17 protein-coding genes are annotated in these 18,583 nt (G+C 63.1%); 8 read left to right on the top strand and 9 right to left on the bottom strand.

Going from position 1 to position 18,583, the window contains the following annotated elements; genetic code table 11:
* The first annotated feature begins 17 nt into the window (after window positions 1–17).
* Complete coding sequence (locus KIP88_RS34545) at window positions 18–998, top strand: DUF2336 domain-containing protein (protein WP_214492648.1); 981 nt, start codon at window positions 18–20, stop codon at window positions 996–998.
* Between the two features lie 47 nt (window positions 999–1,045).
* Here KIP88_RS34545 and KIP88_RS34540 read toward each other — a convergent pair whose 3' ends face one another.
* From KIP88_RS34540 to KIP88_RS34530, 3 genes are read right to left on the bottom strand one after another with little or no spacing between them, the layout of a single operon-like run.
* Window positions 1,046–1,390: a DUF1491 family protein gene (locus KIP88_RS34540; RefSeq protein ID WP_214492647.1), complete on the bottom strand. Its 345-nt coding sequence runs from the start codon at window positions 1,388–1,390 to the stop codon at window positions 1,046–1,048.
* Between the two features lie 33 nt (window positions 1,391–1,423).
* A complete protein-coding gene (locus KIP88_RS34535; RefSeq protein ID WP_214492646.1) occupies window positions 1,424–2,143 on the bottom strand; it encodes a peptidoglycan-binding domain-containing protein in 720 nt (239 codons plus the stop codon).
* The gene (locus tag KIP88_RS34530; protein ID WP_308163703.1) at window positions 2,127–3,944 is read right to left on the bottom strand and encodes an ATP-binding protein; all 1,818 of its coding nucleotides are present in this window, start codon (window positions 3,942–3,944) and stop codon (window positions 2,127–2,129) included. Before KIP88_RS34530 ends, KIP88_RS34535 begins: the two co-directional genes overlap by 17 nt.
* A 422-nt stretch (window positions 3,945–4,366) precedes the next feature.
* Between KIP88_RS34530 and KIP88_RS34525 the strand changes: the two genes are divergently transcribed.
* Together KIP88_RS34525 and KIP88_RS34520 are read left to right on the top strand one after the other, a co-directional pair.
* The gene (locus KIP88_RS34525; protein WP_214492645.1) at window positions 4,367–4,786 is read left to right on the top strand and encodes a DUF5330 domain-containing protein; all 420 of its coding nucleotides are present in this window, start codon (window positions 4,367–4,369) and stop codon (window positions 4,784–4,786) included.
* An 83-nt stretch (window positions 4,787–4,869) separates the two neighbouring features.
* Window positions 4,870–5,298, top strand: coding sequence for a SufE family protein (locus KIP88_RS34520; protein WP_214492644.1), 429 nt, complete (start codon window positions 4,870–4,872; stop codon window positions 5,296–5,298).
* 74 nt (window positions 5,299–5,372) lie between these two features.
* Here the strand turns inward: KIP88_RS34520 and KIP88_RS34515 are convergent, their stop codons facing one another.
* Together KIP88_RS34515 and KIP88_RS34510 are read right to left on the bottom strand one after the other, a co-directional pair.
* On the bottom strand, window positions 5,373–5,786 hold the full coding sequence (locus tag KIP88_RS34515) for a MucR family transcriptional regulator (protein ID WP_057854862.1): 414 nt from the start codon (window positions 5,784–5,786) through the stop codon (window positions 5,373–5,375).
* 181 nt (window positions 5,787–5,967) lie between these two features.
* Entirely contained in the window at window positions 5,968–6,846 is an 879-nt protein-coding gene (locus KIP88_RS34510; protein WP_214492643.1) for a DUF308 domain-containing protein, read from the bottom strand.
* A 346-nt stretch (window positions 6,847–7,192) separates the two neighbouring features.
* Between KIP88_RS34510 and KIP88_RS34505 the strand changes: the two genes are divergently transcribed.
* From KIP88_RS34505 to KIP88_RS34495, 3 genes are all read left to right on the top strand, one after another.
* Window positions 7,193–8,842: a glycosyltransferase family 39 protein gene (locus KIP88_RS34505; protein ID WP_214492642.1), complete on the top strand. Its 1,650-nt coding sequence runs from the start codon at window positions 7,193–7,195 to the stop codon at window positions 8,840–8,842.
* 113 nt (window positions 8,843–8,955) lie between these two features.
* A complete protein-coding gene (locus KIP88_RS34500) occupies window positions 8,956–9,735 on the top strand; it encodes a class II aldolase/adducin family protein (RefSeq protein WP_214492641.1) in 780 nt (259 codons plus the stop codon).
* 32 nt (window positions 9,736–9,767) lie between these two features.
* On the top strand, window positions 9,768–10,751 hold the full coding sequence (locus KIP88_RS34495) for an NAD(P)-dependent oxidoreductase (protein ID WP_214492640.1): 984 nt from the start codon (window positions 9,768–9,770) through the stop codon (window positions 10,749–10,751).
* A 144-nt stretch (window positions 10,752–10,895) separates the two neighbouring features.
* Here KIP88_RS34495 and KIP88_RS34490 read toward each other — a convergent pair whose 3' ends face one another.
* The 4 genes from KIP88_RS34490 to KIP88_RS34475 all read right to left on the bottom strand — a co-directional run bounded on the left by KIP88_RS34490 (window position 10,896) and on the right by KIP88_RS34475 (window position 17,366).
* Window positions 10,896–12,512: a PAS domain-containing sensor histidine kinase gene (locus KIP88_RS34490; protein ID WP_214492639.1), complete on the bottom strand. Its 1,617-nt coding sequence runs from the start codon at window positions 12,510–12,512 to the stop codon at window positions 10,896–10,898.
* A 460-nt stretch (window positions 12,513–12,972) separates the two neighbouring features.
* Window positions 12,973–14,370 (bottom strand): M20/M25/M40 family metallo-hydrolase, encoded by a 1,398-nt coding sequence (locus tag KIP88_RS34485; RefSeq protein ID WP_214492638.1) that lies wholly within the window; start codon window positions 14,368–14,370, stop codon window positions 12,973–12,975.
* Window positions 14,371–14,376: 6 nt separating this feature from the next.
* The gene (locus KIP88_RS34480; protein ID WP_308163702.1) at window positions 14,377–15,699 is read right to left on the bottom strand and encodes a glycosyltransferase family 87 protein; all 1,323 of its coding nucleotides are present in this window, start codon (window positions 15,697–15,699) and stop codon (window positions 14,377–14,379) included.
* A 35-nt stretch (window positions 15,700–15,734) separates the two neighbouring features.
* Entirely contained in the window at window positions 15,735–17,366 is a 1,632-nt protein-coding gene (locus KIP88_RS34475; protein WP_214492637.1) for a helicase HerA-like domain-containing protein, read from the bottom strand.
* Window positions 17,367–17,703: 337 nt separating this feature from the next.
* Between KIP88_RS34475 and KIP88_RS34470 the strand changes: the two genes are divergently transcribed.
* The gene (locus KIP88_RS34470; RefSeq protein WP_214492665.1) at window positions 17,704–18,069 is read left to right on the top strand and encodes a DUF2267 domain-containing protein; all 366 of its coding nucleotides are present in this window, start codon (window positions 17,704–17,706) and stop codon (window positions 18,067–18,069) included.
* A gap of 54 nt (window positions 18,070–18,123) precedes the next feature.
* Window positions 18,124–18,531: a DUF4332 domain-containing protein gene (locus KIP88_RS34465; RefSeq protein ID WP_214492636.1), complete on the top strand. Its 408-nt coding sequence runs from the start codon at window positions 18,124–18,126 to the stop codon at window positions 18,529–18,531.
* The last annotated feature ends 52 nt before the right edge of the window (window positions 18,532–18,583 follow it).

Genomic DNA, 18,583 nt, shown 5'->3' with positions numbered 1-18,583 from the left:
CCGAAGTCGCGTACACCATGACCGCAGCTCCAATGTTTCCGGGATTCGACGGGCTGATGACGCTCTCGCGCCGCGAGGGAGTCGATATCAGGCCGACCTTGCTGCGCGTGCTGACCGACCTCTACGTCCAGACCAGCGCCCATTCCGCCGACGAGGAGCGCCAGTTCGTCGAACTGACGTCCCGCCTGATTGATCAGGTCGACGACGCCACCCGCGCCGCGGTGCGGGCGCGGCTCGCGATCTATCCGGCAACGCCGGTCGAGATCATGGACAAGCTCGGGCTGCGGCGTTCGCACCCAGGTCAGCCCCTGCCGCTCGCGGCTGCGATTGCCGCGGATCAACAGCCCAGCACCCCGACGGTAAAGCCGCCGACCGAAGCGCAGTTGCGGATGGCATCCAGCCTGGCGATGCGGCCTAACGATGCCGCGGAAATCAGCGACATGTTCTTTGCTGCCGGCGCCAGCGAGCGCGCGCTGATCCTGCACAATATCGCCGACACGCCGCTGAAAGCTTCGCCGCGCATTCCCGCGGCCCGCGCCGCGCGCGCGCTGCATATCCTGGAGATGGCCGCGTTCGCCGAGGACACCGAAAACTTCGCACTGGAACTCGGCGAAGCATTGATCCTTCCGCAGCGGATTGCCGAACAGGTGGTTCACGATCCCGGCGGCGAGCCGCTGGCCTGCGCCGCGCGCGCACTGGACATGCCGAGCGCCGCATTCCAGCGCGTGCTGCTGTTCCTCAATCCCGAGTTCGGCTCATCTGTGCACAACGTTTATCGCTTGTCGCGACTGTACGACCATTTGAGCGAACGATCCGCGCTGGTGATGGTGGCCGCGTGGCGCGGTTCGACCATGGCGGTCACCCGCGCGAAATACCGCGCCGCGCTCTACGACGACGAACGCCATCGCGTGCGTGCGGCAACATCGCAAACCCGGCCCGCCGTGCAGCCCGGAACTGCGCCGGCCGTTCGCACCGGCACCGACGGTTCGAAGCGTTAGCGCGCGGCGATGCTTGTTTGACGTGTTTTCCTGACGCGACGTTCTGCTCAGGCCTTCGCCAGATCCAGAAAGTGCCGCCCTGCCCGGTCCTCGGTCTCGACGATCCAGGCGTCGGGATCGAAGCGGAGCTCCTTGGCGAGACGCTCTTCCACGGATTGCTCCGGCACCGGCTGCGGCGAAGCCGGCGCGAACAGCCGCTCAGCCGGACGGCTCTCGTCATAGACCGTCTGCGGCGCGGGTGAATACAGCATGGCGTTGCCGTCGAGCAGCGCCACCTTGACGAACACCGCCCCCGCCTCCTCAGCCCCGCGCTTGCGCACGGCGCCAAAGATTCCCTCAGTCTGGCAGCGGCGCAGATAAGCGGCCACCCAGATGGATGATTTCAATCGCATGGAATCGACGATAGGCCAGCGACCAGGCGGAAGCTAGTCGATCGGATGTCCGATCATCGCCGTGAGTTCCTTCACCAGGCGGTCGGACATCTGGCCGGTCACCGGGAGCTTGCGGTCGCGTTCGAATTTTGTGATCGCGGCCTGGGTGTCCGAACCGACCGCGCCGGTCGGCTTCAACTGACCGTAGCCATATTGCGTAAGCGCGCGCTGCACGGCCGCCACGCGGCGCGCGCCGGCGCTTTGCGCGGTGGCCGGAATCGGCGCGGGCGGACGCGCTACATTCGCGGGCGCCGCCGTGGGCGCACCGGTCGACTTGACCACCAGATTGGCCATCGGGTCAGGGTTCTTGGGGTCAGGATTCCTGGAATCGCCCCTTGGATCGGCGCTCTTGATCTCGACCTGTTTTGGGTCAGTGCCCCTCACCTCGACCGGCCTGATTTCCGGCGGCTCCGAGGACAATTCGACCGGGCGCGGGCGCGGCAGTGGGCTCACGACGGCAGCTTGCGGCGCCGGCAGCGTCACCACCGAGCCGAACATCGGCGAGGGATGGCGTCCGGCCTGCAGGAACAGCGCATTGGCGAGGATGGCGCAGATCGCGGCAGCGGCGAGCAGGCCCGCGATCATGTCTTTCGGACTGTGCAGGAGCATGCGCATCACAAGGCCGCGCTCTTCCTCCACTTCAATCGCAGCCGCCTTCGCGCTGCGACGGCGGCGGCGCGGCATCTCGTCATCGTCGTCAATTCGCCTGGGCACGCTTCTTCACCTGATGGACTTGATCCTGTGACTCGGGTCGCAGCGCCGGTTTCAGCGTCGCGATGTTGTTTGAAGGCGACAGCGTCGGCGCAAAGTCAAGCGGCAAGGCAACTGTCACGGTGGTGCCCTCGCCGACCGTGCTCTGCACGTTCATCTCGCCATTGTGCAACGCGACCAGGCCCTTCACGATCGACAGACCGAGGCCGGTGCCTTCGTGCTTGCGCTGATAGGTCTTGCCGGCCTGGAAGAACGGATCGCCGATCCGCGCGAGATCCTCGGCGGCGATCCCGACCCCGGTATCGGTGACACACAGCATCAGCCGCGCGCCCTCGACCTCGGCGGAAACCGTCACGCTGCCGCCGCGCTCGGTGAACTTGATGGCGTTGGCGACGAGGTTCAGCGCGATCTGCTTGAACGCGCGGGGATCGCCGTTCATTACGGGCAAGTCCTCCGCCGCGCGGGTGATCACATCGACGCCGTTGTCCCGCGCCTTCAGCGCCAGCAAATTGCAGCAGTGCAAGAGCGCCGCGCGCGGCGCGAATGGCTCCGGCGAAATTTCGAAATTGCCGGTTTCCATCTTGGAGATATCGAGGATGCCGTTGACCACCGACAGGAGGTGCTGGCCGGAATCGTTGATGAGCTGCGCATATTCCTTGCGGCGCGCGGCGTCGATCATCATCGCCTCTTCGTGCACGATCATCTCGGAGAAACCGATGATGGCGTTCAGCGGCGTGCGCAGCTCGTGGCTCATGGTCGCCAGGAACCGCGTCTTGGAAGCATCCGCCTGCTCGGCGGCGGTGCGCGCCAGTTCGAGTGCCTGCTCCTGGACCTTGCGGTCGGTGACGTCGCGCATCACGGCGACGACCTCGGCCTCGGGCGAATCCTGCTCGAGCGGCCGGCAACGCATCTCGACCCAGATGAAATCTGCGGAAATGTTCTGGCCGCGAACCGCGTCGCGGCGCAGGCGGAATTCGACGCGTTGCTCGCTGCCGCGCGCGGCATCCGACAGCGCCGTGAGGTAGGCCGGACGATCGACGACATGGACGCGGTCGAACAGGCCATGGCCGGTGAGCCGTGGGCCCGACGCGCCGAGCATGGCTTCTGCCGCCGGCGAAATGAATTCCACCGCGCCGTTGCGGTTATGACGCGAAATCACGTCGCTCATGTTTCGCGCGAGCAAGCGATAACGGTCTTCCTCCACATAGAGCAGCGCCACGGAAGTGCGCGCCAGCGATTCGGCGCTGACGGCCAATCCTGCCGCATAGAGCGTCGCGGAAGCCACGCCGACCCCCATCAGGACGCTGTGCAGGGCCGCATTCGAGTCCGGCACCGGCAGGAAGTGAAAATGTCCGAGCGCGATCAGAAGGGCGGCGCATGACAGCGCCAGCGCGGAAGCGAACGCGACCACCCGGCGCGAGGCCGACAACGCGGCTTCCAGGGGAACGACGATGAGCCAGACCGCGGCGAATGATTCGATACCGCCGGTGGTTATGGCAACGATCATGACGAGGCCCGCCAGAGCCAGCGCGGAAAGGATATGCGCGCCTTCGTAGCGGCCGGTGCGCGACAGGAACCAGGACAACAATATGGGTGCGATCAGCCAGGCGAAGGCCGCGACCTCAAGCGCCGTGGGCGCCCCGCGCATCGCCAGATAGATCGGAAAAGCCGCCAGCGCCACCAGGCTGCCGAGCAGCCGCGGCGCCATGAACGCGCGATGACGCGCACGCGTCAGCGCATCATATCGTGCCGAGGGATGCAGCAAGGCATCGAGACAATCGCGGATGATACTCAAAACAATCACGGCTCTCGCGCTTCGGCTTGTTCGTCAGACAGACGCGCCGGAACGCCCCCTCAATCTTTACGCCACCGTGTCAGAGCGAACTTAAGCGAACGCTAAGGCGCCGGGAGCGACCGACCAACACCGTGCATTCGTGGTGGTTTCACGCCCCACACGACGCTCATTCGACGCGGATGGTGAACGATAGGTTTCCGGCGCGATCGATCTATGGTTTCGAAATGGTGGATGCGCGAGCGGCGCGAACTTTTCGCGCGATAGTGGTCATCAATCGAAAATTTACGCCGAATCGAATCATTCCGGTTTTCAGAAAATTTTCGGCGACTTTACCTCAATGGAAACACTTCCGATTTATCGACGGCTGTTAGTCAGGAACAAAGCTGCGGTTTAACCGCAACACAACCATAAGAGACGACCGGGGTCGCGAGATGTTTTTTCTGCTTCGCATGGCATTCTGGCTCGGGCTGGTGCTCGTGCTGTTGCCCAGGGAAAAGACGCCTGAATCGGAAAAGGCGCCGCAGATCGGCGCGTCCGAAGCCGTATCGGCTGCGACCGCGGCCGTCTCCGACATGGGCCAGTTCTGCAAGCGCCAGCCTGCGGCCTGCGAGGTCGGCGGTCAGGCGGCGACGGCGATCGGCCAGCGTGCCCAGGATGGCGCCCGCCAGTTGTACAAGATCATCACCAAGCCCGATCAACCCAGCGTCCCGGACAAGAAGCCCGACCATACCAGTTCGATCGGCATCGCCGACGACGCCGAGGCCGTGGTCATGTCGCCCAGTGACGCGCTGACGGAAGACGATACGGCGATCGAATGGCGGCTGCCGCGGACGCCGCTGGCCTCAAAATAAGGTCGCGGAACCGGTTCCATTTCCGTCGCTTTCGTTCGATCCGCATCCTATATAGGACTTTAAGGAAACGGACGCGGGCCAAGATGACGATCGACGAAATCAGGGACAATTTCGAGCTGCTGGAGGAATGGGACGACCGCTACCGGTACGTCATCGAACTCGGCCGCACGCTTGATCCGATGCCGGAGGCCGAGCATTCTGCCGAGAACAAGGTGAACGGCTGCGTCAGCCAGGTTTGGCTGTCCAGGCAGCTCGACCGCAGCGGCAACGGCGAACCGCGGCTGAAATATTTGGGCGATAGCGATGCCCACATCGTGCGCGGCCTGATCGCGATCCTGCTGACGCTTTATTCCGGCCGCACACCGCAGCAGATCCTGACAACGGATGCGCTTGCCGTATTCGACGAATTCGGATTCCGCGATCACCTGACGCCGCAGCGTTCGAACGGCCTGCGCTCCATGGTCGAGCGCATCCGCTCCGATGCGCGCGAGGCGCTGGCGACCGCCTCGTAACGTTCAGAGCTTTATATTTGACGCGTTTTCTTCACGCGAACCGGCAACCACTTCGCTTGAAAACGCTATAGTAATTACTTCCGCTTCCGCGCCTGCTGGCCGAGACCCATCTTCTTGGCGAGCTGTGAACGCGCCACTGCGTAGTTCGGTGCCACCATCGGGTAATCCGGCGGCAAGCCCCATTTGTCGCGGTATTGCTCCGGCGTCATGTTGTACTGCGTGCGCAGATGGCGCTTCAGCGACTTGAAGCGCTTGCCGTCCTCGAGACAGACCAGATATTCCGGGGTCATCGACTTCTTCACCGACACGGCCGGCTTGGCCGGCTCGAGCGGCGTCTCGGGACGGCCGCTCGACACCCGCATCAGCGCGGCATGGACCTGGCTGATCAAGTTCGGGATTTCCGAGGCCTGGGTCGGATTGTTGCTGAGATAGGCCGATACGATATTGGCGGTCAGTTCGACGGGCGTCTTGCCGGCGGAATCGGTCATGGCTCAACCTTCTGGGATCACGAATGCATCTGTCGGCCATACGGTTCGGACAGTATCCAACCGCGCTTATACATCAGCGGAAACTCATACGACTTGGCGAATATGAACGAAATGCCCAGAAACTGACAAGAACGGCGGCGCTTTATTTTCGATAGCCCGCCCGTGGCAAGTATTGCTGGTTTTAAGTCCGCTGGTCGAGATGCGCGCGCAGCTCATCGATCGAGGCGAAGCGCATCATCCCCTCCGGCATCTGGGCCTCGATCGAACCGTCGGAGTAGAGCGAATAGGCCATGCCATCGACAACGCCCGATTTCAGCACCGTCACATCAGGCTGATCCTCGGGGTGCGCCGGTCCGCCATTGGCTTCTGCGAGCGTCGGGGGCATCCGGCCGCTGCGTCGCGGCGGCGGAATTTCACCGGACTTTGCGCGGTCCGCTCTCGGCCAGGCATCGTCGAACGATGCCGGCTGCGGCTCGGCAGTTTCGACCGGCGGCACGGTGGGCGGCCTGCGGCGAAGGTCCGACGACAACAGGTCCGGCGGCAGCGGCTCGCCAGACCGCGCCTGGGCGCGCTCACGCTCTTTTCGCGACGTCGATGAAAACAGCAAATTGCGCTTCGGTTTCGAAGCCGACGGTTCGGGGTGCATCGGTTCCGGGATCGGATGATCACGCAGGACAGCCTCGTTCTGCCACGGCGGCGGCGCCGCTGGGGAGAAAGCCGGCGGCGCCGCTGGAGAAAAGGGTCCGGAACCGCCGGGTTGCTCGGCCGGGAAGCCGCCACCGGCGGCGGCGGAATCCTGTGCCGCAGCGACGGGAAGCACCGACCGCGCCATGGCTTCGCCGCGCGCTTCGGGCACGCCGGAACCGAGCCGCCGCGCGATGTTCTTCAACTCCCGGACCGTCATCCAGAGCCCGAGCATGATCGCGCCGGTGCAGAAGCCGATCACGCCGGCGATGATTATCGTGTTGCCGGTACTGAGTTGGACCCCAATTCCATATGCGATCGCCAGCAGGCCCGCCAAAACGAGGCCGATCGCGGCGACCAACATAACAAACATCATTGAACCAACCCCTCAGCCGCGCCCGAAACGCTCGCTAGCCGCCCCACGCCACGATACCGTCATATTGTGCGCACCGCCAACCGCCAATTGCATCCATGGTTCCGTATTAGCGGAGTTCGATTACAGCATGTCCGGTCGTCGGGCGATCATGCCATTCAGGTACCGTTCAGCCCGCCACCCGTAGTCTTACTGCCTACCAATTGCTGCCCTTTTGTTGCATTGCATCAGGGATTTAGGCCACAATTCCCAATTACTTGGAAATGGAACTGCGCTATATGGGTACCCGGGGAATGAGGCTCAAGCCTATCCACGTTGGGCCATAGGGGACGCTGGGTTACCAATCGCCATGTCAGCCATCACCACTTCTGCCCTCGATACGCCTGCGCGGCGCTCGGTGGAGCGGACCTGCGACGACCTTGCCATCTTGGTGCTGGCGGTGGTCACCATCGTCGCGGGCCTGACCTTCCGTGACTACGGACTGGGCTGGGACGACTACACGCACGCCGAATATGCCGACCTGTTGCTGCGGATGTACGGTTCCGGTTTCAAGGACACCGGCGCGCTGTCGTTCGCCAATCTCTACATGTATGGCGGCGGCTTCGACATGGCGGCGGCCCTGCTGCACAAGGTCATTCCGCTCGAACTGTTTGAAACGCGCCGTCTGCTCGGCGCCGTCGTCGGCCTGATCGGCCTCGCCGTGACCTGGCGGCTGGCGCGGCGCGTCGGCGGCCCGCTTGCCGGGCTTGCGACGCTGCTGCTGCTGGCGCTGTGCCCGACCTTCTACGGGCACATGTTCATGAACCCGAAAGACGCGCCGTTTGCCGTCTCGATGGTGATCCTGATCCTGGGTCTGGTGCGCCTGGCCGAGGAATATCCCGCGCCCTCGCCGCGAACCATCCTGATCGTCGGCCTCGGCGCTGGTCTTTCCATCGGCTGCCGGATTCTCGGCGGGCTGGCTTTGGTCTATGCGATGGTGGGCTTTATCCCGCTGCTGATCGATGACGTTCGCACGCAAGGCTCGCGCGAAGCGATCCGCCGCTTCGCCCATGTCGTATACGTGCTGCTGCCCGGCCTCGTGCTCGGATACCTGATCATGGGCCTGGTGTGGCCGTGGTCGATCATGGAGGCGGACCATCCCTTCAAGGCGCTGACCTATTTCTCGCACTTCTTCGAAAAGCCCTGGAAGGAAATGTTCGACGGCGCACTGGTCTCGGTGCCTGACATGCCGTGGTCTTATTTGCCGACGCTGTTCGCACTGCAGCTTCCCGAAATATTGCTCGCGCTTCTGCTCGCCGGCGTCGTCGGCACCTTCATGTCGCTGTCGCACGCCGACGTCTCGGCCCGCCGCAAGACCATGTTCCTGATGCTGACGCTGGCCGCCACCCTGCCGTTGGTCATCGCGATGGTGAAGCGGCCGGCGCTCTACAACGGCATCCGGCATTTCGTTTTCGTCATCCCGCCGATGGCGGTGCTCGCCGGCGCATCGTTCGCCTGGGGCATGAACTGGCTCAAGGTCAATCACCGCCGCTGGCAACCTGCCGCGCTGGCGGTGTTCACGTTCGGCTTGCTGTTGCCGCTCGGCGAGATGATCCGCCTGCACCCCTATGAGTACACCCATTTCAACCACATCGCCGGCACCGTTCGCAACGCCGACAGCCTGTTCATGCTGGACTATTGGGGGCTGGCGCTGAAGCAGGCGTCCGATGGCCTGCGCGAAGAGTTGGTCGAGCGGCAGGAATCGCCGCCGGAGGGGCGCAAATGGAAGGTCGCGGTATGCGGGCCGCAGCGCCCGGCGCAGGTGGCGCTCGGCCCCGACTTCACGATCGGCTGGGACAGCCAGTCCGCCGACTTCGCGATGACGCTGGGCGAGTTCTACTGCAAGGGCCTCACCGCGCCCGTCATGGTGGAAATCAAGCGGGACGATGTCGTGTTCGCGCGCGTCTATGACATCCGCGGCCGCGGCATCTCGACTCTGCTGGCGATTCCAGCACCGTAACGGCGCATAGCCGCGATAGCATGACTGCCACGCAGGACGTCCGCCTTGCTGCCCGTCCGGCACAGGGCTAGGCTCGCTCTCGAAAATCAACAATTTGTCCGGAGAAGCGCGTCATGTCGCCAGCAGAAGCTCGCCTGAAGGAAATCCCCTCCGGCATGACGGATGCCGAGTGGAACCAGCGCATCAATCTCGCCGCCTGCTACCGCCTCGTAGCACTTTATGGCTGGGACGATCTGGTCGACACCCACATCTCGGCGCGCGTGCCGGGCCCCGACCATCACTTCCTGATCAACCCTTACGGCCTGATGTTCGAGGAAATCACCGCGTCGAGCCTGGTGAAGGTCGATCTCCACGGCAATCAGCTCAGCGAGAGCGAATACAGCATCAACCCGGCCGGCTTCACCATCCATTCGGCGATCCACGAGGTGCGCGAGGACGCCGGCTGCGTGCTTCATCTGCACACGCCCGACGGAACGGCGGTCGCAAGCTGCATGGAGGGCCTGCTGCCGATGAACCAGACTGCGCAGTTCGTCACCCACGACCTCGCCTATCACGACTACGAAGGCGTGGCGCTGGACCATGACGAACGCCCGCGGCTGCAAAAGGATCTTGGCAACAAGACCCACATGCTGTTGCGCAACCACGGCACGCTGACGGTCGGCCGTTCGGTCGCCTCCGCCTTCGAACGCATGTACCATCTGGAGCGGGCCTGCACGATGCAGGTGCGCACCCGCATGCTGGGGCCGACCGCCTACCCGATCGAACAGGCCGTGATCGACAAGAACGAACAACTGTTCAGCAATGCCGATTTCGCGGAACGGCGCTCGACCAATCTGGTGTGGCCGCCGCTATTGCGCAAACTCGATCGCATCGATCCGAGTTACAAGACTTGAGCCTGGGTTAGCGCGCGAAAGGTTTTGGCGGCGTGACGGTATTGGTGACCGGCAGTTCCGGCCATCTCGGCGAGGCGCTCGTGCGTACGCTGCAGGCGCAGCCGCGCGAGACGATTGGCATCGATGTTCTGCCCGGTGCGTTTACACACCAGGTCGGCTCGATCACCGACCGGGCTTTCGTGCGCCGTTGCATGAAGGGCGTCACGAGCGTGCTGCACGCAGCGACGCTGCACAAGCCGCACGTGGCAACCCACAGCCGCCAGGACTTCGCCGACGTCAACATTTCAGGCACGCTCAATCTGCTGGAAGAAGCTGCCGCGGCCGGCGTCACGGCGTTTGTCTACACCAGCACCACAAGCGTCTTCGGCGATGCGCTGGTGCCGCCGCCGGGCGAGCCGGCGGCCTGGATCACCGAAGACGTCACGGCGGTGCCGAAAAATATCTACGGCGTCACCAAGGCGGCCGCGGAGGACCTGTGCCAGCTGTTCGCGCGCAATCATTCGCTTCGCGCCATCGTGTTGCGCACCTCGCGATTCTTTCCCGAAGAGGACGACAATCGCGCGGTGCGTGAGGCCTACACCGACGCCAACATCAAAACCAACGAGATCCTCTATCGCCGCGTCGACATCGAAGACGTGGTCAGCGCGCATCTGCTGGCGGCCCGTCATGCGCCATCGACTGGTTTCGCGAAATACATCATCAGCGCCACCACGCCGTTCTTGCGCCAGGACGCTGCGGAACTGCGCAACGACGCGCCGCTCGTCGTCCGCCGTTACGTACCGGATTATGAGGCCGAATTTGCACGACGCGGCTGGACGATGATCCCGGGCATCGATCGCGTCTACGTCAACGACCGGGCGCGCGCCGAACTCGGCTGGCAACCGCGCCATGATTTCCGCACGCTGATTGCGCGGCTGAGGGAAGACGACGACATCCGCAGTCCGCTCGCGCGCGAAGTGGGCAGCAAGGGCTATCACGATCGGATTTTTCGCGAGGGCCCCTACCCTGTGGAGTGAGGGCGCGGCGGAAATATCCGATGGACGTGCCGGACGGATGCGCTAAACTGCCGGCCAGACACCCTCTACACGTCCGGAATCAAAACGCCGCCCAATTCCGGGCGGCGTTTTTATTTGGGGACGGCGGTATCGCTGGCGTAACGCTCACGTGCTGTCCGGCATCTGTCTTGGGAGTATGATCCTTATGTCAGTCCCCGCGCCGGGTTCGCTGCTCAAGCGAAGCTGGCCGCCCAGGCGGTCCGTCACCACGCTATAGACGATATGCAGGCCGAGGCCAGTGCCGCCCTGGTGGCGGCGGGTGCTAAAGAACGGATCGAACGCCTGCCGCCTGACGTCCGGGCTCATGCCGCAGCCGTCGTCGCTAAAGATGATCTCGACATCATTGTCGCCGCATGCGCTCACCTTGATGGCAATATTTCCCTGCCGGCCGTCCGGAAACGCATGCGCGATCGAGTTGAGGAAAAGGTTGGTCAGCACCTGCCCGTAGGAGCCGGGATAGCTGCTGATCGAAAGGCCCTTCTCGCACTCGACGTTCAGCGTCACGCCGTGCTTCGGCAGAGCCGGCCGTAAGCCCGTGGCGACCTGCTCGGTGAGATCGCCGAGGTCGAACGACCGAAGCTCCGAATTGTTGCGGTCGGACGCCACCTGCTTGAACGACTGGATCAATCCGGCCGCGCGGTTCAGGCTCTCCTGAAGCTGCGCAGAGCCGTCGCGCACTGCGTCCACAAACTCGTTGAGACTCGACCGCTTGAGCGTTCCCTGCGCCGTTTCCGCGGCAAACAATCGGCTCTTGCGCTCCAGCGAGGACGCGACCGTCAGACTGGTGCCGAGCGGATTGTTGATTTCGTGCGCGACACCCGCCACCAGCCGGCCGAGCGCTGCAAGCTTTTCCGCCTCGATCAGCCAGTTCTGGGTGTCGCGCAGATTTTGCAACGCGGCTTCGGCCGCATCCCTGGCCCTCCGCACTTCCCGCTCGCTGCGCTTGCGCTCGCTGATGTCGATATGCGTGCCGATCCAGCGATAGACCACGCCATGGGGATCGCGCAGCGGAACGACGCGCGTCAGGAACGGGCGATACTCGCCGTCCTTGCTGAGCAGCGACAGCTCCGACTCCAGGGCGGTGCCGGTTGCCAATGCCTCGGTCCAGCTATTGCCAAGCACCGTATGCCAGGCATGCGGGTCGATCTCGCCAGCGGGCCGGCCCGTGTATTCGTACCAATGACTGTTGAGCCAGTAGATCGCGCCGTCGGCGTGCGCCATCCACACCAGTTGCGGAATCGAATCCGCCAGCGTGTGGAACTGGCGTTCGCTGGCCCTCAGCGCGGCCTCGGCGCGCTTGCGCTCGGTGATCTCCTCGGCAGCGACATTGACGCCGACGATCTCACCATCGGCGTTGCGATGCGGGTGCCAGTAGGTGACCCAGAAGCGCTCATCGGTCTGGTCGGCGCGCTGACCGGCCACCTCGACGCCGGTGACGGGATCGCCGGTACGCATGATCGACTGCACGATGCCTTCGACCGCATCCGCCAGCGCCGGTACGCAATCCCGCACATAGCGGCCAAGATGATCCTCAACCGATATGCCGCAGATATCGGTCAGGCGCTGGTTGACCTGGAGGTAGCGGCAGTCCGGCGAAAGGAACGCAAGGCCGATCGGCGCAGCGTCGTAGATCAGTTGCAGCGTCGGCTGGCGCGGATCGAACACCTCGTCTGAAAATCGCGGCGGCACGCCGGTCGTGATCGAGGATTGATATGGTGTCATCGGCTGCTATCGGCTTCCATCGCCGATCCTCCCCCGCACGACGCAACTAAACCCGATACGCTTGTAGAGCTATTGATCGCTTAGGCTACCGCCGCCGGGGATCCGGATCATGTCGCCGACCGCCTCGTCTGTCGGCGGCTAATCGAACTGGTCCGTATCGAACAACGAGACGGTCATCTGCGGGATTGAACGCCTCAATAGGGTGGCGTGCAATAGTCCCAACAACCCTGGACCTGCCGGGATCGCCCCAGAACCACCACATTTCTGCACCGGCGCGCGGTCGCCGCAATGACGGTGCCAAGCGCGGCAGGGTGGCAAAGCCAGCGCGCCGCGCGAACGCGCGTCCGCGACGAGCGCAATTGCGCTCGCACAGTGATGGCAGGCTCCGCGTGCCCACCACTACTCGGATAGTTGGTGGGCACGGCGCAACGCGCCTTTGCCCACCCTTCTGTAACGGGCCCTACTTCGCCTCCGCGAGTGCTCCCAAAATCCGCGCCCAGGAACGGATGCCCTTGTGGTAGCTCTTCAGATCGTACTTCTCGTTCGGCGAATGGATGTTGTCGTCGTCGAGACCGAATCCGACCAGCAGGCTGTCGAGGCCGAGCGTACGCTTGAAATCTGCGACGATCGGGATCGAGGCGCCGGAGCCGACCAGCAGCGCCTCCTTGCCCCATTCCTCGGTCAGCGCACGCTTGGCAACCGCCAGCGGCTTCATGTTCCAGTCGAGCGCGATCGCCGCCCCACTGGAGTGCTCGGTAAAGACAGCCTTGCAGTCGCCCGGAAGCCGGGCGGTGACATAGTCGCGGAACGCCTTCTTGATCTTCTGCGGGTCCTGGCCTTCGACCAGACGGAAAGAGACCTTTGCGGAAGCTTGCGCCGGGATCACGGTTTTCGAGCCCTCGCCGGTATAGCCGCCGATAATGCCGTTGATGTCGCAGGTCGGACGCGAGGATACTTGCTCGATCAGCAGGCGATCCTTTTCGCCGGCGGGGATCGAGAGGCCGATTGGCTTCAGGAACGACTCCGGCGTCAGATTCAGGTTCTTCCACTGCGCCAGAATATCCGGCGGCAGGTCCTTCACGCCGTCGTAGAAGCCGGGAATGGTGATGCGGCCGTTGTCGTCAAACAGGCCGCCGAGGATGTTGGTCAGCACGCGGATCGGGTTGCGCGCGCCGCCGCCGAACACACCGGAATGCAGGTCGCGGTTGGCGGCCTTGATGGTGACCTCGTCATACATCAAGCCGCGCAGCGAGGTTGTGATGGCAGGCGTGTTCGGGTCCCACATGCCGGTATCGCAGACCAGCGCGAAGTCGGCCTTCAACTCATCCTTGATCGCCTCGATAAACGGCACGAAATTCTTCGAGCCAACTTCTTCTTCGCCCTCGATCAGGATCGTGACATCGACCGGCAACGATCCCGTGACCTTCTTCCAGGCACGGCAAGCCTCGATGAAGGTCATCAACTGTCCCTTGTCGTCCTCGGCGCCGCGCGCAACGATGATTTTTCTGCCATCGGCATGATCGGTGACGACGGGCTCGAACGGCGGACGATGCCACAAATCGAGCGGATCGACCGGCTGCACATCGTAATGTCCATAGAACAGAACGTGCGGCCGGCCATCGGTGCTGCCATTCGCTTTGGCGACGATCGCGGGATGCCCTGCCGTCGGCCTCACCTCGGCCTTGAAGCCGAGCGTCGCAATATCCTTTGCCAGATGGTCGGCGGCCGCCTTGCAATCCTCGGCGAAGGCCGGATCGGCCGAGATCGACTTGATCCGCAACAGCGCGAACAGCCGCTCGAGGCTGTTGTCGAAATCGGCGTCGATGTGGTCGAGGACCGGCTGCATCTTGTTGGACATGGTTTGTTATCCCTGGCTGTGAGCCTTGTTCTTGGCGTCAAGTTGTAGCCCGGCCTCGGCCCGAGGCAAGGAAACTTCTGCGGCAGGCGGATGCAATATGTGCCAGACCAGCCCTGCCACGAGCAGGATGGTGGCAGCGAGATTATTGCCATAGGCTTGCAGGTCGATCGGAAACAGCGGAAGCGACAGGAACAGCAGGCCGCCCGCCACGGCCAGCAAGATCCACGTGCCTGTCTTGATCGCAGGTCTTGGATCATAAGCGGCACGATGGGCCAGCACGGTGATCGGAAAGAACAGCCACAGAAAGTAATATTGGCGGGCCAGCGGCGAAGCGACCGTGATCAGACAGAAGAGAATGCCGATCTCCTCGGCATCCGAGCGTTCCGTACGGCGCGAGTCCGGCGGCATCACGGCGAGATAACCGATTCCGATCGCAAGAGAAACGGCCAGCACAATCCAGTTCGCCGTCCTGAAATCGAGATTAGCGATGTTCATGGTACGCACGGGCTTTGACGGATTGATCTGATTGTAGTTGACGGGCCGCGTCAGCCGGTGCGTCATCGCGATGATCGACTGGTTGACCCACGACCAGTTCTGCTCGGCGCGCTGTCCGAATCCCTTCTCCGAACTGGTCCCCACCATGCCCTGGTACCAGCTCTTCAGCTCCGTGGCGTTGTGCTGAAAGCCGCGAAACGGCGCCGGCAGCAGGAACAGAAACACGCCGGTGAACACCAGCATGCTCGCGGCCGCCGCCCACTGCCTTCGCCATAACAGATAGGGCAGCACTGCCACCGGAAACACCTTGATGGCGGTGGCCAGCGCAAACATGCTGCCTGCCATCCAGCCACGGTGATCGCGCAGCAGCCAGAACCCATAGAGCATCAGCGCCAGCAGCACGAGGTTCGGCTGGCCGAGGTCGAACATGTCGAACACGAAGGTGACGGTAACGACGCCCGGCAGCGCTTCCAGCCACGGCCCGGGCTTGCGCCCCGATCCCGCCATCGCGTGCGAGAATTGCGCCGTCATCCACCACGCGACGATGTTGATGAATGACAGGCAGAGATAAAGCGGGATCTTGCCGAACCAGCTCGGGATCGCGAGCAGCACCGCCGAGAGCGGCGGATAGATGAAATCGAAATAGCTGGCGGCATTGTCGGGGTAGAGATTCTTCCCCTGCAGCACCTGCTGCCCCGCCCAGAACCACAGCGGATAGTCCTTGGTCTTGCCGCTGCCCCAGATTTCCGGGACCAGGACATCGGCGGTCAAGGCGATGCAGCAGACCAGAAACAGGATATCGAGCGGTCTTCGCAGCGACGGATATCTCAGCACGCGCTCGTTCCGGAGGTCAGAGGGAAATCGTGGCTTTACCGCCGCAGCAAGCCGCCGAGCGCGCCGCGCACCAGCGAGCGTCCGATCGAACCACCGAGCGAGCCGCCGACCGCTTTGCCGAGATCCGCAGCGACACCACCGATGACTCTGTTGGTGACGGACCGCGTAACGTCTCGCGCAATCACCTGGCCGGTCGACATCCTGCCGCGTTTGACGTTGGTGCCGAAGATCGTGCCGACGATCGAACCGATCTGTCCGAGAATTCCGCCGCCGGCGGCGCCAGCGCCGCCATCCGCGCCATCCGCAGGCGCCGCCGTTCCGGCAACGCGCTTCTGCAGCATCTCATAGGCGGATTCGGCATCGACCGCGGTATCGTATTTGCCCTTGACCGGGCTCTTGTTCATGATCGCCTTGCGCTCTTCCGGCGTGATCGGCCCGATCCGCGCCGTCGGCGGCCGGATCATGACACGCTCGACCATGGTCGGCGTGCCGCCGCCTTCGAGGAACGAAACCAGCGCTTCACCCTTGCCGAGTTCCATGATGACGCGGGCGGTGTCGAGCTTGGGGTTGGGCCGGAAGGTCTGCGCCGCTGCATTGACTGCCTTCTGGTCGCGCGGCGTGAAGGCGCGCAGCGCGTGCTGCACGCGACCGCCCAATTGGGCCAGCACCTTGTCCGGCACGTCGATCGGGTTCTGTGTGACGAAGTAGACGCCGACACCCTTGGAGCGGATCAGGCGGACCACTTGCTCGATCTTGTCCATCAGCGCCTTCGGCGCGTCGTTGAACAACAGGTGCGCCTCGTCGAAGAAGAACACCAGTTTCGGCTTCGGCAAGTCGCCGGCTTCCGGCAATTCCTCAAACAGTTCCGACAGCAACCACAACAGGAAGGTGGCATAGAGCCTGGGGCTCTCCATAAGCTTGTCGGCAACCAAAATGTTGACCATCCCGCGACCATCGCTGTCGGTCTTCATGAAATCCTTCAGCGCCAGCGCCGGCTCACCGAAGAATTTCGTTGCGCCCTGGTTTTCCAGCACCAGAAGCTGGCGCTGGATGGTCCCGACTGTTGCCTTGCTGATATTGCCGTAACCCTGCGCGACCTTTCGGATCTCGGCAAGCGGATCTTCCTCTGCATCCGGGCCCTTCTTGCGGCCAGTGGGAACGATCGCATCCAGCAGCGACCGCAGATCCTTCATGTCGATCAGCGTCAGGCCGTTTTCATCCGCCACACGGAATGCGACATTGAGGACGCCTTCCTGCACGTCGTTCAGATCGAGCATCCGCGCCAGCAATAACGGCCCCATCTCCGTGACCGTGGCGCGAACCGGATGGCCCTGCTCGCCGAACACATCCCAAAACACCGTCGAGAACTGGTCGGGCTGGAAATCGAGGCCCATCTCTTTGGCGCGCTTGAGGATGAAGTCCTTGGCCTCGCCGACCTCGGAAATTCCGGACAGGTCGCCCTTGATATCGGCCGCGAACACGGGAACACCGGCGCGGGCAAAGCCCTCCGCCATCACCTGCAGCGACACGGTCTTGCCGGTCCCGGTCGCTCCGGTGACAAGGCCATGCCGATTGGCAAGCGCAAGCGACAGCCAGGCTGTTTGTTCGCCCTTCCCGATAAAAATCTTCTCGTCGGTATCAGCAGTCTTGTTATCGGAGGTCGCCATCACATCGCCTCATCGCGCATCGGGAAGTTCTAGGTGTCGGGTCACACCATCATATCGCATCCTGTCCGCTGATTGAAACCGTCAGCGGCACCGTCGCAGCGCACCAAGGACCATGCCTCTCATACTTTTTTCCGACCTTCGGCGGAAAAATCGACGGCGCAGCGCAATAACTCTGTATGAAACCGGCATTCACTCTTGCATTGCTGCAACACTCGCCGCGCGAATCGAGAACCACGTTGCCCTGATGTGCGGGGATCGCTTGTATTTCAGATCGCAGGCGCTCAAGATCAAAAGACAAGTAAACGACCCGGCAAAAGCCGGTTGGGGACGGGGCAATATGGACGAACTGATAGGGCGGCTGGCCTCCAAGGCCGGCATCGATGGCGCTGTCGCTGAAAAAACCGTTGGAATCGTTCTGGGTTTTCTCCGTAACGAGGGGCCCTCCGACAAGGTTCAGGCCCTGATCGACCAAATTCCGGGTGCCGAGGCTGCGATTGCGGCTTCCAGCAGCAATGGCGGCTTCTCGCGGCTGATGGGCGGAGGCGTGATGGCGGTCGGCACCAGGCTGATGGCGCTCGGTCTGAGCATGAGCGAGATTCAAAACGTGGCGCGTGAACTTTTCAGGTTCGGCCGTGACAAAATCGGAGCGGATCAAATGGGCGAAATCATTTCAGGGACGCCGGGCCTCAGCCAGTTCGCATAGCACATAGTTGGTGAGCACGTTCGGCCTCAGCACATTCTTTTTTCATTTGGTATCATGACTTATCCCCTTTCCGAGATCGAAGGCCTGACCGCCTACTCCGCCTCGAAACTGAAATCGGTGGGCATTCGCACCACCGAGGCGCTGCTGGAGGCTGCCCGCACGGTGAAAGGACGCAAGGCGCTGGCGGCGAAGACCGGCATCAGCGAACAGCAACTGCTCGAATGGGCGAATTTTTCCGACTACATGCGCATCCCCGGGATGGGCAAGGCCAAGGTGGGCCTGGTGCGCGCAGCCGGCGTCACCACCGTGCGTGAGCTCGCGCTCCGCAATCCGGCGCGGCTCGCGCAGAACATGAAAGACGTGAATACCAAGCGCAAACTGGTCCGCGTTCTGCCCTCCGAAAGATCGGTCGAGCAGCTGATCGAACAGGCGCGCAAGCTTGCGCCGAAGATCAGCTACTAAAAGCCGGTCAGGCCAGCCCGCGGGGCGCGGCTCTCACGCCTTGACTCGGCGG

This window comes from Bradyrhizobium sp. SRL28, from assembly GCF_018596315.1.
Classification (GTDB): Bacteria; Pseudomonadota; Alphaproteobacteria; order Rhizobiales; family Xanthobacteraceae; genus Bradyrhizobium.
This window is presented reverse-complemented; position numbering and strand designations above follow the sequence as displayed.

What these genes read in the sequence shown, in the direction of transcription:
- KIP88_RS34545 (WP_214492648.1), top strand. Translation starts at nt 18, where the DNA reads ATGACCGCAGCTCCAATGTTTCCGGGATTCGACGGGCTGATGACGCTC.
- KIP88_RS34540 (WP_214492647.1), bottom strand. Translation starts at nt 1,390, where the DNA reads ATGCGATTGAAATCATCCATCTGGGTGGCCGCTTATCTGCGCCGCTGC.
- KIP88_RS34525 (WP_214492645.1), top strand. Translation starts at nt 4,367, where the DNA reads ATGTTTTTTCTGCTTCGCATGGCATTCTGGCTCGGGCTGGTGCTCGTG.
- KIP88_RS34520 (WP_214492644.1), top strand. Translation starts at nt 4,870, where the DNA reads ATGACGATCGACGAAATCAGGGACAATTTCGAGCTGCTGGAGGAATGG.
- KIP88_RS34515 (WP_057854862.1), bottom strand. Translation starts at nt 5,786, where the DNA reads ATGACCGATTCCGCCGGCAAGACGCCCGTCGAACTGACCGCCAATATC.
- KIP88_RS34510 (WP_214492643.1), bottom strand. Translation starts at nt 6,846, where the DNA reads ATGATGTTTGTTATGTTGGTCGCCGCGATCGGCCTCGTTTTGGCGGGC.
- KIP88_RS34505 (WP_214492642.1), top strand. Translation starts at nt 7,193, where the DNA reads ATGTCAGCCATCACCACTTCTGCCCTCGATACGCCTGCGCGGCGCTCG.
- KIP88_RS34500 (WP_214492641.1), top strand. Translation starts at nt 8,956, where the DNA reads ATGTCGCCAGCAGAAGCTCGCCTGAAGGAAATCCCCTCCGGCATGACG.
- KIP88_RS34490 (WP_214492639.1), bottom strand. Translation starts at nt 12,512, where the DNA reads ATGACACCATATCAATCCTCGATCACGACCGGCGTGCCGCCGCGATTT.
- KIP88_RS34485 (WP_214492638.1), bottom strand. Translation starts at nt 14,370, where the DNA reads ATGTCCAACAAGATGCAGCCGGTCCTCGACCACATCGACGCCGATTTC.
- KIP88_RS34475 (WP_214492637.1), bottom strand. Translation starts at nt 17,366, where the DNA reads ATGGCGACCTCCGATAACAAGACTGCTGATACCGACGAGAAGATTTTT.
- KIP88_RS34470 (WP_214492665.1), top strand. Translation starts at nt 17,704, where the DNA reads ATGGACGAACTGATAGGGCGGCTGGCCTCCAAGGCCGGCATCGATGGC.
- KIP88_RS34465 (WP_214492636.1), top strand. Translation starts at nt 18,124, where the DNA reads ATGACTTATCCCCTTTCCGAGATCGAAGGCCTGACCGCCTACTCCGCC.